The sequence below is a fragment of the Microbacterium marinilacus genome (genome assembly GCF_019753765.1).
In the GTDB taxonomy this organism is placed as follows: Bacteria; Actinomycetota; Actinomycetes; order Actinomycetales; family Microbacteriaceae; genus Microbacterium; species Microbacterium marinilacus.
The window spans coordinates 349,798-365,093 of sequence record NZ_JAIJZW010000003.1; the positions used below are offsets into that span (position 1 = coordinate 349,798).

14 protein-coding genes are annotated in these 15,296 nt (G+C 69.8%); 8 read left to right on the forward strand and 6 right to left on the reverse strand.

What is annotated here, in order from left to right:
- Positions 1-77 precede the first annotated feature (77 nt).
- Entirely contained in the window at positions 78-1,664 is a 1,587-nt protein-coding gene (locus K5S26_RS07315) for a hypothetical protein (RefSeq protein WP_246603701.1), read from the forward strand.
- Positions 1,665-1,741: 77 nt separating this feature from the next.
- Here K5S26_RS07315 and K5S26_RS07320 read toward each other — a convergent pair whose 3' ends face one another.
- Positions 1,742-2,155, reverse strand: coding sequence for a hypothetical protein (locus tag K5S26_RS07320; RefSeq protein ID WP_221857306.1), 414 nt, complete (start codon positions 2,153-2,155; stop codon positions 1,742-1,744).
- 794 nt (positions 2,156-2,949) lie between these two features.
- Here K5S26_RS07320 and K5S26_RS07325 point away from each other — a divergent pair.
- The gene (locus tag K5S26_RS07325) at positions 2,950-4,350 is read left to right on the forward strand and encodes a CotH kinase family protein (protein WP_221857307.1); all 1,401 of its coding nucleotides are present in this window, start codon (positions 2,950-2,952) and stop codon (positions 4,348-4,350) included.
- Between the two features lie 8 nt (positions 4,351-4,358).
- Here K5S26_RS07325 and bla read toward each other — a convergent pair whose 3' ends face one another.
- On the reverse strand, positions 4,359-5,300 hold the full coding sequence (gene bla, locus K5S26_RS07330) for a class A beta-lactamase (RefSeq protein ID WP_221857308.1): 942 nt from the start codon (positions 5,298-5,300) through the stop codon (positions 4,359-4,361).
- A 104-nt stretch (positions 5,301-5,404) separates the two neighbouring features.
- A complete protein-coding gene (locus K5S26_RS07335) occupies positions 5,405-7,582 on the reverse strand; it encodes an MMPL family transporter (protein ID WP_221857309.1) in 2,178 nt (725 codons plus the stop codon).
- Between the two features lie 110 nt (positions 7,583-7,692).
- Here K5S26_RS07335 and K5S26_RS07340 point away from each other — a divergent pair, with 110 nt between their 5' ends.
- Positions 7,693-8,328, forward strand: a complete 636-nt coding sequence (locus K5S26_RS07340) for a MarR family winged helix-turn-helix transcriptional regulator (protein WP_221857310.1) — start codon at positions 7,693-7,695, stop codon at positions 8,326-8,328.
- A 40-nt stretch (positions 8,329-8,368) separates the two neighbouring features.
- Here K5S26_RS07340 and K5S26_RS07345 read toward each other — a convergent pair whose 3' ends face one another.
- From K5S26_RS07345 to K5S26_RS07355, 3 genes are all read right to left on the reverse strand, one after another.
- Positions 8,369-9,193, reverse strand: coding sequence for an SDR family NAD(P)-dependent oxidoreductase (locus K5S26_RS07345; RefSeq protein ID WP_221857311.1), 825 nt, complete (start codon positions 9,191-9,193; stop codon positions 8,369-8,371).
- 114 nt (positions 9,194-9,307) lie between these two features.
- On the reverse strand, positions 9,308-10,609 hold the full coding sequence (locus K5S26_RS07350; RefSeq protein ID WP_221857312.1) for an ABC transporter permease: 1,302 nt from the start codon (positions 10,607-10,609) through the stop codon (positions 9,308-9,310).
- The gene (locus K5S26_RS07355) at positions 10,606-11,310 is read right to left on the reverse strand and encodes an ABC transporter ATP-binding protein (RefSeq protein WP_221857313.1); all 705 of its coding nucleotides are present in this window, start codon (positions 11,308-11,310) and stop codon (positions 10,606-10,608) included. Before K5S26_RS07355 ends, K5S26_RS07350 begins: the two co-directional genes overlap by 4 nt.
- A gap of 180 nt (positions 11,311-11,490) precedes the next feature.
- On the opposite strand from K5S26_RS07355, the gene K5S26_RS19150 reads away from it, so the two are divergent.
- From K5S26_RS19150 to aroQ, 5 genes are read left to right on the forward strand one after another with little or no spacing between them, the layout of a single operon-like run.
- Positions 11,491-12,675 carry a sensor histidine kinase gene (locus tag K5S26_RS19150; protein WP_221857314.1) on the forward strand — a complete coding sequence of 395 codons (1,185 nt, stop codon included), beginning with the start codon at positions 11,491-11,493 and terminating at the stop codon, positions 12,673-12,675.
- The gene (locus K5S26_RS07365) at positions 12,672-13,379 is read left to right on the forward strand and encodes a response regulator (protein ID WP_221857315.1); all 708 of its coding nucleotides are present in this window, start codon (positions 12,672-12,674) and stop codon (positions 13,377-13,379) included. Before K5S26_RS19150 ends, K5S26_RS07365 begins: the two co-directional genes overlap by 4 nt.
- A 30-nt stretch (positions 13,380-13,409) precedes the next feature.
- Complete coding sequence (locus tag K5S26_RS07370; protein ID WP_221857316.1) at positions 13,410-14,309, forward strand: LysR family transcriptional regulator; 900 nt, start codon at positions 13,410-13,412, stop codon at positions 14,307-14,309.
- 40 nt (positions 14,310-14,349) lie between these two features.
- Positions 14,350-14,784, forward strand: a complete 435-nt coding sequence (locus K5S26_RS07375) for an NUDIX hydrolase (protein WP_221857317.1) — start codon at positions 14,350-14,352, stop codon at positions 14,782-14,784.
- Positions 14,785-14,789: 5 nt separating this feature from the next.
- The gene (gene aroQ / locus K5S26_RS07380) at positions 14,790-15,227 is read left to right on the forward strand and encodes a type II 3-dehydroquinate dehydratase (RefSeq protein ID WP_221857318.1); all 438 of its coding nucleotides are present in this window, start codon (positions 14,790-14,792) and stop codon (positions 15,225-15,227) included.
- Positions 15,228-15,296: the final 69 nt, after the last annotated feature.

Here is a 15,296-nt window from a genome sequence, read left to right on the forward strand (position 1 = left end):
CGCTGGATCACGCCAGAGCTGCGCTCGTTGCTGCATATCCATAGATGCCGGTCATCGGGCTCCGGTAACGTCGGTGCATGAGTACTCTCTATCGGGCAGTGTGGTCGGATGCCGCGTCGGCGCGCGACTCTGAAACTGTCGATGGGCTCAGGAAACTCGTTGCAGGATGGGTCCAGGAATCCGACGATCCTGCGCCCTTGGTGGATGGCCGGAGGGACTTCGAGGTCTCGCAGGGCCGGTGTAGAGAACTGGCCGTCCGATCGATCGGCTCGGAGGCCTTCGAGGTCACGGTGACTGACCAGGTTCCGGGCGATGCGACTGAATGGGTCACGGCGATACGTATCGTTGCCGATGATGAAGGAGTGCACGCACTCGTCGAGCTGAGCATGTCTTCCGACGACCTCGCGCGCCGTGTATCCGTCGGGCGTCCCAAGATCGTGCACGAACTGTTGGAGATGGCCGAGAAGCCGCGTATCGGCGGCAGTGGCGTGCTGACTGGGGCCCTGGCGATGCCAGCGAACGGGATCGACATCCTGGTTGAGATGCTCGCGAACCCCGACCGGACGCTTCCAATCATCGTTTGCGCCGAACCCAACGGCCACCACGATGGGACATGGCTGCGCACGGCGGGCAATATCGCGGCGCGCGCCGAGGGGGTTGCCGTTGTCATCACGCTCGATTGGAACGCAGTCAATGCACTGCGGGGCAAGTTCGGTTCGCTGGCGATCTGGGACGGTGGCGTTCGGGTATATGCACCTGGAGTCGTGACCGCGGAATCAGAAGGGTGGAGACACCGTTACTACGTTCGATCCCGACTCGAAGAATCCACACGCGCCACTGTGGACCGGATCGTGTACTCCGTCACGCAGCTCTCAACTAGGCGTCGGGTCCCTGACGCCTTCCGCGTCTTCGGCGAGCAGAACGGCCTGCCGGTAGAAGCTCTCGACGGAATGATCCCCGCCAAGGAGCTGCTCGTTGCGCGCGAGCAGTGGGAGTTCGAGTTTGGAGTGGCTCGTGATGAGCAGAGCGCCTTGGAGCGAGAGCTCGTTAGCGCGAACGGCCACCTGGCACGCCTCAAGCAGGAGCTGATCGCCGCCGGCCTAGCGGACCTGCTGTGGGGAACCCAGCACGAGGACGCAGGCTCGATTCCCGATGAGGTGCAATACACCTCGGAAGCCGCGATGGCCGCTCAGATCTACCTTTCTGATTGGGTCGCGCTACCGGACTCGGCGATCCGCGAACTCGACGACATCGATACTGCGCCGGAGGCATACAACTGGGGGAACAAGACCTGGCGCGGGCTTCGCGCCCTCGCCGCCTACGCCGAGGACCGTGCAGGCGGTTGGGACCGGGGAGGATTCTGGGACTGGTGTGCTTCGGGTCCACTGCTCGGGTGGCCGGCGACAAGCAAGAAGCTGTCGATGACCGAGAGCGAGACGGTTCAGAACAGCGACAGGTTGAGCAAGACCCGCGTTTTCGGGGTGGACCCGGATGTCAATCCGGCCGGCGAGATCACCATGCTCGCGCATCTGAAGATCTCCGAGGGCGGCGGGAATCTCGCGCCACGCGTCTACTTCTACGACGACACCAAAGGTCCCACTAGGAAGATGCATATTGGTCTGGTCGGTCCGCACTACCTAGTTCCCAACAAGTCGACGAACTAGAACAACGACCGGATACACGCCATGCCCAGGAGAAGATCACGTGCAGCCAACGGAGGCCGTCGTAATCTCCCCTGTACTTACAAGTAGATGCCCATGTCGGTGAGGTATCGATAGGTGAACCGCGGCGAGTCGCGAAGGTATATTGGGTCCTCCAGCGGGCTTACCGTTTCCAGGCCAGCGAGGTTCGGGAATCGGTGGAGCGCGAGCTCCCAACGCTGGGTGTGGATCAGTACGTGCTTGAGTAGGTACCGCGCCCTCAACGACATCCGGTCGAGATCGAGGCTGGCGAGTTCTTCGTCCCGCTTGCCAGTTCGCTTCGCTTGGATCCGTGCGGTCCGCGACTCCGGGTGCTGCGCTTCGTATGGCGTAGGTCCGACGTACTGCGCAAGCCTGTTGAAGTAGCGCCACAGAGCGTAGAAGTCCTCGGTCGACCAGTCGCTCTGATCCTCGTAGTAGATGCGGGACGCATCACGCTGGTCACCGGGTTTCATGTGCTGTGTTCCCTCCTAAGTCGCCGGACTGAGGTGGTAGTGATTTTGCCACCAGTGCGCGGCTGCAGCATGGAGCGGCGCAGGTACGGCAAAGCAGCTGGTGCGGTGCTCATGGCCGTACTGCCGTAAATTTGTGCCCGAAATGTGCCCTGGCTATTTTAGAAAGTGCCTCCCACCTGGGCTTTTTATGCCTAATAGGAGGCTTTGCAAGCAGGATGTCAGGAGTTCGAATCTCCTAGGCTCCACAGTTTCTCGACCTGCTCCGGTCTCGACGGGGCCGTTCCTCACCTCCGCGATCCCGCGACATCCTCGCGTCGCGAGCTTTCGGCGGTCGACTGCCGCATGACAGACGTCCCGCGCGATCGGTTGCGAGGCCGCGCGATGGTCAGCGCGATCAGGAGACCGGACCTCATCCGCTTCCCTCGCGATCGGGTTCTGCGCCGCCCCCAAGGCGTCTCATCGCGGTCACAAATCGGATGCTGCGTGAATAGGAGCGTCCTTGCCGTGAGCGCCCGCCGAACAGCTGCCGAGATCCCTCGCCGGCACGCGGGCCGGCGGTCTTCTGCGCGCATCGCGCCGGTGCGCGAACGTGCTGCGAGTCCGCGCACCGAAGCGACGAGGGACCCGACGAGAGGATCGAGATGCTGTCAGATCGCATGCGGACGCACAACCGGGTGATGAGGCGAGGAGTCTGGCTCTCGGTCGGATTGCTCGCCACCTCCCTTGTCGTCGCGGGGTGTTCCGCGACCGATTCGCAGACCGGCGACTCGTCCGCGTCCTCGACGTTCTTCGACATGGACGAGGTGCACACGATCGACATCGTCTACGACGAGGACGACTATCAGGCGATGATCGACGCGTATGCCGAGACGGGCGACAAGGACTGGATCACCGCGACGGTGACGATCGACGGTGAGACCTTCGAGGACGTCGGCCTGCGCCTGAAGGGGAACTCCAGTCTCAGGGGTCTCTCCGGGGACCAGTCGAGCGGAGCGGAGCCTGGTGATGCCGGTGAGGAGGACGGCACCGAGCAGGACGCCGACGAGGGTGAGGACGCGGGAGCGGGGGGCGCGCCGGACGGCGGGTTCGATGAGGGCGACGGGTCGGTGTCCGCGGACGACCCCGCGGGGCTCCCGTGGCTCATCCGCCTGGACAAGTACGTCGACGGTCAGGAGTACGCCGGTCGGAGCGACTTCGTGGTCAGGGGCAACAACTCCGAGACCTCGCTGAACGAGGCCGTCGCGCTCCAGGTGATCGAGCAAGCCGGGGTCGCCGGCGAGCAGGCGGCGTACACCCGACTCAGCGTGAACGGCAGCGACGAACAGCTGCGCCTCGTGATCGACGTCCCCGATGACGAGGGCTGGAACGACGACGCCTTCGGCGGCACCGGGATCACCTACAAGGCGGATTCCGACGGCGACTACTCCTATCGCGGTGACGACAGCGCAGACTACCTGGACGTCTTCGACGTGAAGTTCGACGCGGACGATCTCCCCGAGGACCAGGCGTACGCCCCGCTGATCGAGTTCCTCGACTTCATCAACAACGCCTCGGACGAAGAGCTCGCGTCACAGCTGTCGGACTATCTCGACGTCGACTCGTTCGCGGACTACCTCGCCGTCCAGGACCTCGTCGCGAACTCGGACGACATCGACGGCCCGGGAAACAACTCGTACCTGCATTACGACCCGGACACCGGACTCATGACGGTCGTGGCGTGGGACCAGAATCTCTCCTATGGAGGTCTCGGCGGGGCGCCCGGCGGCGGGGGCCCGCAGCAGGGCGGTCGGCCAGAAGGAGGCGGTCCGTCCGAGGGCGGCATGACGCCGCCGGAAGCGGAAGACCTCCCCGATGGCGCCGAGCAGCCCGACGGCCTTCCCACGGACGCACCGGCGGACGGCCAGGAGGGCGATCGAGACGCCCAGGGGGGACCGGGGGGAGCGGGCATGGGCGGGGAGAACGTGCTGGTCACGCGATTCCTGGAGAACGAGGAGTTCGCAGCACTCTACGAGTCCTCACTCGACGAGCTCAGCGCGGCCATCTACGAGTCCGGCGACGCCCAGGACTATCTCGACGGCCTCGTCGAGCTTCTCTCCGATGAGGCGGGTGATCTCGTGGAATCGGCGACGATCGAGTCTGAGGCGGACTCGATCGCGGCGATGCTGAGCGCGGACGCCGTCACGGCAAGGGACTAGCGGTCTCGTCAGCGGCGGGCGATGCCCTCGAAGACGACGCTCGCCGCCTCGGCGACGACCGCGTCGTCATAGCTCGCGTCAGGATCGTTCGTCGCCGTCAGGATGGCGACGAAGAGCCGCTCTCCTGCCGGCGTCGTGACCACGGCGATGTCGTTGCGCACGCCGCCCGCGCCGCCGGACTTGTCCGCGACCTCCCAGTCGGCGGGGGCGCTCGCACGGATCAGCGCATCGCCCGTCGCGTTGCCCGACATCCATTCCTCGAGCGTGAGCGCGTCGTCCGCGGAGAGGTGGTCGTCCTCGAACACCGCCTGCAGCGCGGCGGCGAACGCGTCGGGCGTCGTGGTGTGCGCAGGCTCACCCGGGGCGCTGTCGTTCAGCTCCGGCTCCTCGGCGCTGACGAGGGTGTGCTCGTCGCCCAGCGAGCGCAGGAACGCCTCGAGCCCACCGGGGCCGCCGATCGCCCGCATCACCAGGTTCATCGCCGTGTTGTCGCTCTCCCGCACCGCGCTCTCGGCGAGCATCGCCAGGGACAGCCCGTCGCCCAGATGCGCCGTCGTCACGGGCGAGTATCCGGCGGCGTCGATATCGTCCTGCGTCCACGTCACCGTCGCCGATCGTCCGCTGGCCGACAGCGTCGCCAGGAGGGCGGCCCCGGCGAACGCCTTCAGCGTCGATGCGTAGCCGAAGCGCTCGTCCGCGTTGTAGGCGAGCTCCGCACCCTGCGCCGAGTGCACGCTGACCCCGACCGTGACGTCGTGCCGCTCCTCGAGCTCGACCAGCGCGGCCTCGACGTCGCCCGGCAGCCCCTCACTCGGCGCCGACGCCTCCGGCGCGCCTGCCTCAGCACTCGGCCGCGTCGCCGCCGCGCCACCCGGGGCCGTGCACCCGGCGGTGAGGGCCGCCAGCGCCGCGAGGGTCACGACGGACAACAGTCTCTTCGGCTTCGGCATGTGCGGGACCCCCTGTGTGTCGTCGTCGCGCGCCCGGCGACGACGACCATTCCACACCGTGTGGGGGGAACAGGGTCAAACGGCCCCGCGCCTGGGCGCGGGCGTCACTGCTCGCGTCGGGCGAGCTTCGACGGCCACCACACGGCGCGGCCGAGGTCGTAGGCGAGCGCGGGCACGAGCAGCGAACGCACCACGAACGTGTCGAGGAGCACGCCGAACGCGACGATGAACGCGAGCTGGGCGAGGAAGAGGATCGGGATCACCGACAGCGCCGCGAACGTCGCGGCGAGCACGACCCCCGCCGACGTGATGACCCCGCCGGTGATCGCGAGCCCGCGCACCACGCCGTCGCGCGTGCCGTGCTTCGTCGACTCCTCGCGGACGCGCGTCATCAGGAAGATGTTGTAGTCGATGCCGAGGGCGACGAGGAAGACGAACCCGTAGAGCGGCACGGCGGGATCGGCGCCGGGGAAGTCGAAGACGCCGTTGAAGACGAGCGCGGACACCCCCATGGCGGTGCCGAAAGACAGCACCGTCGTCAGGATGAGCAGCACGGGCGCGAGCACCGAGCGCAGCAGCAGCATCAGGATCACCAGGATCACGCCGAGGACGATCGGGATGATGAGGTTGCGATCGTGGATGGAGGCATCGTTCGTGTCGACCGCGGTGGCGGTGACGCCGCCGACGAGCGCATCGATCCCGTGCAGTCCGGTCCGCAGCTCGCGGACCGTCTCCGCCGCGGCATCCGAGTCGGCGGCGTCCGTGAGCGTGGCCTGCAGCAGGACCCGGTCGTCGACCACCGTCGGCGCGGGAGCCGCGCTGCCCGGTGCGCCCACCGCCTGGATGCCGTCCTCGGTCACGGGTGCCGTGCCGCTCGGCGAGTCGGATGCCGTCACGGCGACCGAGTCGACGCCGTCGTCGGCGAGCAGCACGTCGGCTGCCTCCTGCAGCCGGTCCTCGGCGACGACGACGTACGCCGGGCTCCCGGAGCCGCCGGGGAAGTGCTCGCCCAGCGCGGCCTGCCCGTCACGCGCCTGCGACGACCCGAGCACCAGGTCGGACTGCGGGACGCCCGAGGCGTTCAGCTGCGTGACCCCCGCGGCACCGACGAGGAGGACGACCGTGGTCACGACCCAGATGGCGCGGGGGCGACGGCGGACGAGGCGGGCGACCTTCGTCCAGAGGCCCCGCCCCGGCATGCCGGCCTCCTCCGCCACGACCTCGGGCTCGAACCTCGGGCGCCGGGGCCAGAACGCCGCGCGTCCGAAGAGGAACAGGAGCGAGGGCAGCAGGGTGAGGGCGGCCAGCATGGCGAAGACGATCCCGATGGAGGCGACGGGGCCGAGCGTGCTGTTCGACTTCAGGTCGCTCAGCAGCAGGCAGAGCAGGCCGGCGATCACGGTGCCGCCGGAGGCCACGATCGGCTCGAAAGATCCCTTCCAGGCGGCGATCACCGCCGCGCCGCGGTTCCGCGTCGTGCGCAACTCCTCGCGGAACCGCGAGACGAACAGCAGCGAGTAGTCCGTCGCCGCGCCGATCACGAGGATGAACAGGATGCCCTGCGTCTGCCCGCTGAGCAGCAGTACCTCGGCCTTCGCCAGCCACCAGACGGTGAGCAGCGCGACGCAGAGGGCGAAGAGGCTCGTGGAGAGGACCACCACGGGCAGCAGGAGCGAGCGGTAGACGAGCACCAGGATGACGAGCACGGCGAGCAGCGCCACCCCGAGGAGCAGCCCGTCGATGCCGGCGAAGCCCGCCGCCAGGTCGGCGCTGAAGCCGGCCGGTCCGGTGACGTAGACGGACACGCCGTCGGGTGCGTCGCCGTCCAGCTGGGCCTCCAGGGCCTCGACCGTGTCGCCGAGCTCGGCGTCGCTCGAGATGGGGATGAAGGCCTGCACGGCCTGTCCGTCGTCGGAGGTCAGGGTCGGCGAGACGTCGTCGCTCACGCCCTCGACGTCGGGAGCCGAGGCGACGGCGTCGCCGATCGCCTCGAGCTGCGCGTCGGAGAGCGCCTCGTCCGCGACGAACACCGCGATGGCCGGGATCGCCTCGGTGTCGTTGAAGTCGCCCAGGATCTCCTGCACCTCGGTGGCCTCGGCAGAGGAGGGCAGGTACGTCGTCTGATCGTTCGACGACACCTCGCTGACCTTGCCGAACAGGGGACCGCCGAGCCCGGCCGCCACGAGCCAGGCGAGGATCAGCGCGGCGGGCACGAGAGCACGGATCCAGACGCCGCCGGTGCGGGTGCGGGCGCGACGGGTGGGAGGAGTGGACCGAGACATGGGATCGAGCCTTCCGAGGTGTGCGTCAGCCGTGGCAGCTCGCGGACACTTTTGCTAACCAGGCGAGAAATAAACCTAGCATGAAAAAGCAGAGGTGTAATATCAGTTTCATGACCGACGACGATGGCATCGCCGGCGGCGCCGCGGGCGATACGACGACGTCGCCGTCCGTGACCCAGGACGGCGTGTCGGACTCCGCGATCTACGACGTCGACCACAGCGACCCGATGGCGACCCTCGTCGACCGCAGCGGCATGGCCGCGGAGGACGTCCGCCAGATCACGGAGCTGATGGAGGCCCTGGGCGCGCTCCGCGAGGCGGAGCAGCGGCTCTCGGAGGCCTCGAGACGCTACATGCAGCTCAACGACACCGACATGCGCGCCCTGCACTACCTGATCGTGTGCGCGCACCAGTCGAGGATCGCCACTCCCGGCGGCATCTCGCAGCACCTGCGGATGTCGTCGGCCTCGATCACCAAGCTGCTCGACCGCCTGGAGCGGGGCGGTCACATCGTGCGCGCCCCGCATCCCACGGATCGGCGCGCGCTCGCCATCTCGATCACGCCCGAGACGCATCGCGCCGCGATGGAGACCGTGGGACGTCAGCAGTCGCGGCGGTTCTACGCCGCGGCCCGGCTCACGGCGGACGAGCGCGCGGTCGTCACCCGCTTCCTGCGGGACATGACCGCCGAGATCCGCCTGACCGACGAGGAGTGGGCGCGGGACGACGACTCGCCCGCCGCCTGACCGGCCCGCGACGGCGCTGAGGCGCCGGCGGCTCCCGCTCTCACCAGTCGATGCCGAGCATGTCGGCGCTGCGCCGCCAGTGCTCGCGGATCATCACCGGGTCGTACGCCTGCCTGTTCGTGCGGCCGATCCGGCCGGGCGAGCCGTAGTACTCGCCGGATCTCCAGTCGTCGCCCGGCCGGCCGGCGATGAAGTGGCGAAGGCGCGCGCCGCCCTGCTCGGGCGAGATGAGGAACGCCTTGAGCGCGCCGTGATAGAGCCGACGCAGCGGGCTGTCGGTGTCGGCGGCGAAGTTCGTCGCGACGTTGCCGGGATGGAACGCCACCGACGACAGCCCGCGGTCGTGGAAGCGCTCGTGGAGCCCCTTGGTGAAGAGGATGTTCGCGAGCTTGGCGTCGCCGTAGGCGCGGTTGGGCGAGAAGTCCTGCCAGTCGTTCAGGTCGTCCAGGTCGATGTTGCCGAAGAGCCGCGCACCGATGCTGGAGGTGTTCACGACCGACGCACGGCTGTCGATCAGACGGTCGATCAGCAGGTGCGTGAGCAGGGAGGGCGCCAGATGGTTGACCTGGAACGTCTTCTCGAAGCCGTCCGTCGTCGTCGTGGGCCCCGAGAAGATGCCGCCGGCGTTGTTCGCCAGCACGTCGATGCGATCGCAGCTCTCCCGGAGGGCCTCCGCGAGCGCGCGCACCTCGTCGAGTCTCGAGAAGTCGGCCACGTGGTGCTCCGCGCCGGTCTCGGCCGCGATCGCCCGTGTCTTCTCGGGCGATCGGCCGACGAGGACGAGCCTGACCCCTCCCGCCGAGAGCTGCCGGGCGGCGGCCGCGCCGATCCCGTCGCTCGCCCCGGTGATGACGATGGTGTGCATCGTCGGCCCCCTCCCTGTCGTCGACGGGCGGCGTGAGCGCGTGCCGCCCTCCCATCGTCGCCCATCCGGGCCTCCGGAGGGACGCGAAACCCTGACCGTCCCGGAGACCGGCGCTCACTCGTACCGGAGCGACTCGACCGGGTCGGCCCGCGCCGCGCGCGCCGCCGGCAGGGTGCCCGCCAGGAACGCGATGGCCATCACGAGCACGATGATGGTCGCGATCGACGCGGGGTCGAAGGCGATGAGGGTGAGGCCCGGCAGATCGGCCAGCAGCCCGTCCGCGAGCGCGGCACTGATGCCCGCGCCGGCGAGCATGGCCACGCCGGCGCCGATCGCGCTGCCGAGGAACCCGAGGAACGCGGCCTCCAGGCTGAACAGCGTGAAGACCCGCCCCGATCCCATGCCCATCGCCTTCATGAGGCCGATCTCGCGGGTGCGCTCCTGCACCGACATGTACAGCGTGTTCACGATGCCGAACGCCGCGGCGAGCAGCGCGATGACGGCGAAGGCGTTGAGCACGAGGACGATCCCGTCGATCACCGCGGTGATCGCCCCGAGCTGGTCGGCGATCGTGGTGCCGGTGTAGCCGGCCTCGTCGAGGTCGTCCTTGAGCGCCTGGATCTGCCCGTCGGTGGCGCCTGGATCGAACCAGACCGTGGCCGACGCGTAGCGATCCGCCTGCTCCTCGGGCAGCCCCGTGCTCTGCGCGTCGAACAGCGCGTCGCCGAGCGCGTCGTTGAGGAGGATGCTCGAGCCGGTGGGGTTGGCGAGCGCCTCCTCCGTCACCCCGACGATCTCGGCCTCGACCGTGTGCTGTGTGCGCTCGGCGTCGGTGATCGCGATCGTCAGCGTCTGGCCGATCGCGTCCGTGTCGCCGTCGAAGCCGAGCGGCTCGACGTAGGCCTCGGGCAGCGCCACCTCGAGCTCGGCGGCGTCGTGGTCGGGCTCGGCGCCCGCCGCGAGCACCGTGGTCTGGCCCGGCACGAGGCTGCCGACCGACGCGACGTACCGGTCGCCGTCACCGACCTGGATGTAGTCGGGCGTGATGGTGCGGATCGCGTCGACCGACAGCACGCCGTCGACCTGCTCGATCGCGTCGATGTCGTCCGGCGTCAGCGCGGTGACGGTGCCGCCGGGGACGCCCGTCGAGACCGCGTCCGGGTCGTACTCGCGCGGCTCCGAGCCGCCGGAGAGCGGGTCGGACGAGCTGTCGCTGGCCTTCGTCACGGTCATCGCGTCCGACGCCCCGACCCCCGACACGGTGTCGTCGATGTAGGCGTTGATGCCGGTGCCCAGGCCGCTCGTGAGGGTGAGGGTGAACGCGCCGACGAAGATCGCGAGGATCGTCAGGATCGAGCGCGTCTTGGAGCGGAAGGTGTTCGAGACGGCCGAGCCGACGAGGTCGAGGGCGTTCACGCGGCCACCCCCCGGCGGGCGTCCTCGACGATGAGACCGTCGCGGATGAGGATGCGGCGGTCGCAGCGTGCGGCGAGGTCTTCGTCGTGGGTGACGACGATGAGGGTGATGCCGTGCTCGCGGTTCAGGTCGAACAGGATGTCCTCCACGACCGCGCCGGTGTTCGAGTCGAGGTTGCCGGTGGGCTCGTCGGCGAAGATGACCCTCGGGTTGTTCACGAGGGCGCGAGCGATCACCACCCGCTGCTTCTGCCCGCCCGACAGGTCGAGCGCGCGGTTCTTGGCCTTGTCGGCGAGGTCGAGCTGCTCGAGAGCGGTGAGCCCGCGACGGCGGCGCTCAGAGCGTCGAACGCCGGCGATCTTCAGCGGCAGGACCACGTTCTCCAGCACCGAGTCCTTGCCGGTGAGGAAGAACTGCTGGAAGACGAACCCGAACGTCTTGTTGCGGGTCCTGTTCAGGCGCGATCCGCGCAGGCCGGCGGTGTCGGCGCCCTCGAGCACGACGGCACCGGCCGTGGGCGCGTCGAGCAGGGCCAGCACGTGCATCAGGGTGGACTTGCCGGAGCCGGACTTGCCGACGATCGCGACCGACTCGCCCTCCGCGATGTCGAAGCTCACCCCCTTCAGCGCGTCGAAGCGGTTCTGCCCCCGGCCATAGGACTTGTGCACGTCCCTGATCGACAGGATCGGGGTGTTCGTCATGTGTGCTCCTCGGGTGACGCCTACTCCGCGGTGTGCGGATCGGTCGGCTGTCTCGAGCCTCGTCCGGTCCGCACGGGTGCGCGTCCACCCGGCGCGGACACCTCCGTACCGCGGTCGCGGTACGGAGGAATGACGCGGACGCATGACGCGAAGGGGCGGCGTGCGCGTCAGACTGGCGTGATGGACACTCCGGCGGTCGGCACCGTCCCCGCGCGACGTCCCCGCGCGCGGGCCCTCAGGTGGCTGCCCGACGTCGTCCTGAGCGTCTTCATCGTCGCCTCGCCGTTCCTGCCGGCGCCGGTGGCGGAGTTCCGTCCCACCGGCGCCGTCGCCTGGGTGTTCTGCCTGCTGCCGGTGCTCATCGTGCCCTGGCGCAGGCGCTGGCCGATCGCCACGCTGGCGGCGCTGGTGGCGACGTTCGGGGGCGCCTCGGTCGCGGGCACGCTCTCCCCGGGTGCGGGGATCGCGGTGGCGGTGGCGGTGTTCCACGTGAACGTGCGCGGCCCGAGGCGCCGAGCGCTCGCCGTGTCCGCGTGCGCGGTGCCCGCCATGATCCTGCTCAGCCTGCCCGCGACGTTCGGCAGCGTGTTCGACCCGCGCGTACTGCAGTTCGGCCTCATCGCCGCGTTCGCGGCGGCGGCCGGCGACGGGGCGCGGTCGCGTCGCGAGTACATCGCCGCCATCATGGAGCGCGCCGAGCGCGCGGAGCGCACGCGTGAGGCCGAGGCCCGGCGGCGGGTGACCGAGGAGCGGCTGAGGATCGCCCGCGACCTGCACGACACCGTGGCGCACCAGATCGCCGTCATCAACCTGAACGCGGGCGTCGCGTCGTCGGCCATCGACGCGCGCCCCGACAAGGCGAGGCAGGCCCTCACCACGATCCGGGGCGCCGCGCGCACCGTGCTGGGCGAGATCGGAGACCTGCTGTCGGTGCTGCGTTCCGACGACGAGGAGCCGACCACCGCACCGCAACCGGGTCTCGACCGGCTGGGCGACCTGGCCGACACGTTCCGTCGTGTCGGACTCGACGTGACCGTGCGCGTCGAGGGCTCCGTCGAGGCGGTCGACGGTGCGCCCGGCCGCGCGGCCTACCGGGTCGTGCAGGAGTCGCTCACCAACGCGCACAAGCACGGCGCCGAGCATCGCGCGCACGTGCTTGTCGCCGTCGGCGACGACGCCGCGACCGTCGTGGTGACGAACCCGGTGCCCGCCGAGGTCCCGACCGCCGACGCGACGGGGTCCGGCTTCGGGCTCGCGGGGCTGCGGGAGCGAGTCGCGGCCGTCCGTGGCACGATCGAGGTCGGGCCGGCGCCGGGCGGATGGAAGGTCGACGCGCGGCTGCCGCTGACGAAGGAGCGCCCGTGATCACCGTTCTCGTCGTCGACGATCAGGCGCTCATCCGCCAGGCCGTCACCGACATCCTCGACGGCGAGGCGGACATGACCGTCGTCGGGCAGGCCGTCGACGGCGCGGAGGGCGTCGCCCTCACCGCGGCGTTGCGCCCGGACATCGTGCTGATGGACATCCGCATGCCCGGGCTCGACGGGATCGCCGCCACGGGCCTCATCTGCGGCGGCGCCGCCGCGGACGAGACGCGCGTGCTGATCCTCACCACGTTCGAGGAGGACGACTACGTGGTCGCGGCCATGCGCGCCGGGGCGAGCGGGTTCATCGGTAAGGGTGCGGAGCCCGAGGACATCGTCCGCGCCGTCCGCGCGGTGCACGCCGGAGACTCGCTGCTCTCCGCCACGGCCACCCGGGCCCTCATCGCACGCCACGTCGAGCCCGTCGCCCCCGCGCTGAGCGCCGAGCGCCTGGAGGGGCTCACCGACAGGGAGCGCGAGGTGCTGCTGCTGGTCGCCCGTGGGCGCACGAACCAGGAGATCGCCGACGGCCTGGTCATCTCGCCGCACACGGCGAAGACGCACGTGAACCGCATCATGACGAAGCTCCACGCGCACGATCGCGCTCAGCTCGTCATCGCCGCCTACGAGACCGGTCTGCTCGCCCCCGGCGCGCAGCAGCGACCCCGGCGGGCGTCGAGCGGATCAAGTCGCGACGTATCATAATCTGAACCCATTGTTCTGGATTGTGGATAGATGCCGACCTTCGCCCAGCTCGAGTGCTTCATCGCCGTCGCCGAGGAGCTGCACTTCGGCGCCGCCGCCGAGCGGCTCCGGATGACGCAGCCGCCCCTCAGTCGGCAGATCCAGCTCCTCGAGCGCGCGCTCGGCGCTCGGCTGTTCGAAAGGACCAGCCGGCGCGTGCAGCTCACGGCGGCGGGCAGCGCCCTGCTGCCCCACGCGCGGAGCATCCTGGAGCTCACGGCCCGAGCCCGCGCCGAGGTGCACGCGGCGGCGGAGGGCCTCGGCGGCATCGTCTCGATCAGCTACACCTCGATCGCCGCGCAGAGCGTGCTCGGCGAGATCGTCCGAGCGGCCAGCGCGGCCCTGCCCGACGTCACCCTCGACCTGCGCGAGCACGTCACCGTCGACCAGCTCGCACTGCTGCGCAGCGGCGCCGTGGACCTCGCGCTGCTGCGTCCGGCCGAGGTCGGCGACGGCCTCCACGTGCGCCGCATCCACGCCGAGCCGATGGTGGCGGTCGTCGCGTCGTCGCATCCCGCCGCCGGCGAGCCGGACGTGTCGCTCGAAGAGCTCGCCGACACGCCCCTGATCGGGTACGGGCCCGTCGAGGCGCGCTACCTCTCCGAGCTCACGCAGCGGATTCTGCTCGCCGCGGGAGTGGTGTCGGCGCCCGCCCACACGGCGAGCCAGGTCGCGACCGTCCTCGCGCTCGCCGCAGCGGGGATGGGCTACGCGCTGGTGCCCGCATCGGCGGCCATCATGCGCCGCGACGGCCTCGCCTTCGTGCCCCTGCGCCTCCCCGGCGAGGTGGCGGCGCTGGCCGATGCCGAGCTGAACGTGGCCTGGCGCGCCGACGCGCTGTCGCCGGCCGCCGCCCGCGTGCTGGAGGCCGCGAGCTCGATCCTGCTCTGACGGGGGCTGCGCCCTCGGCGCCCATGGCTAGGCTGACCCCATGGACATGCGCGTCGCCGCCTACTGCGTGATCGTCGACGACCAGGACCGGGTGCTCCTGACGCGATGGATCGAGGGGCGCGTGCCGGCCTGGTCCATGCCGGGCGGCGGCCTCGAGCCGGGCGAGGACCCGGCCGACGCCGCGCGCCGCGAGGTGCGCGAGGAGACGGGCTACGAGGTGCGGCTCGACGGCCTGATCGGCGTCGACTCGCACGTGATCCCCGCCAAGAGGCGCCTCGCGCGCGATGCGAACGGGCCTCTCCACGCGCTGCGCATCGTCTACCGCGCGACGATCACGGGCGGCACGCTCACGCACGAGGTCGACGGATCCAGCGACCTGGCCGAGTGGATCCCCCTCTCGCGGGTGCGGGGGATCGAGCGCGTCGCGCTGGTCGACACCGCGCTGCGCATGGCCGGCATCGAGAAGGGGGCATAGCGCTCGTGAACAACCGTCTGCTGCTCGTCAACGGACCGAACCTCAACCTGCTCGGAACCCGGGAGCCGGGGGTCTACGGCACCGACACCCTGGACGACGTGTTCGCCCTCGCCTCCGCGACGGCGAAGGACGTCGGCTTCGACCTCCGCGCGTTCCAGAGCAATCACGAGGGCGCCCTCATCGACGTCGTCCACGAGGCGAAGGCCGACTGCGACGGCATCGTCATCAACCCCGGCGCCTTCACCCACACCTCGGTCGCGCTGCGGGACGCCCTCACCGGCGTCGGCCTGCCGTTCGTCGAGGTGCACATCTCGAACGTGCACGCGCGCGAGCCGTTCCGCCATCACTCCTACCTGTCGGACGTCGCGAGCGCCGTGATCGTCGGTGCGGGCGTGCAGGGCTACGAGTTCGCGGTGCGCCGCCTGGCGACCGTCCTGGCCTGACGGCGCCGATCCGCGAGAATACGACTTTGCGCCGAGAATGCGTGTGCCGCATGCATTCTCGGCGCAAAG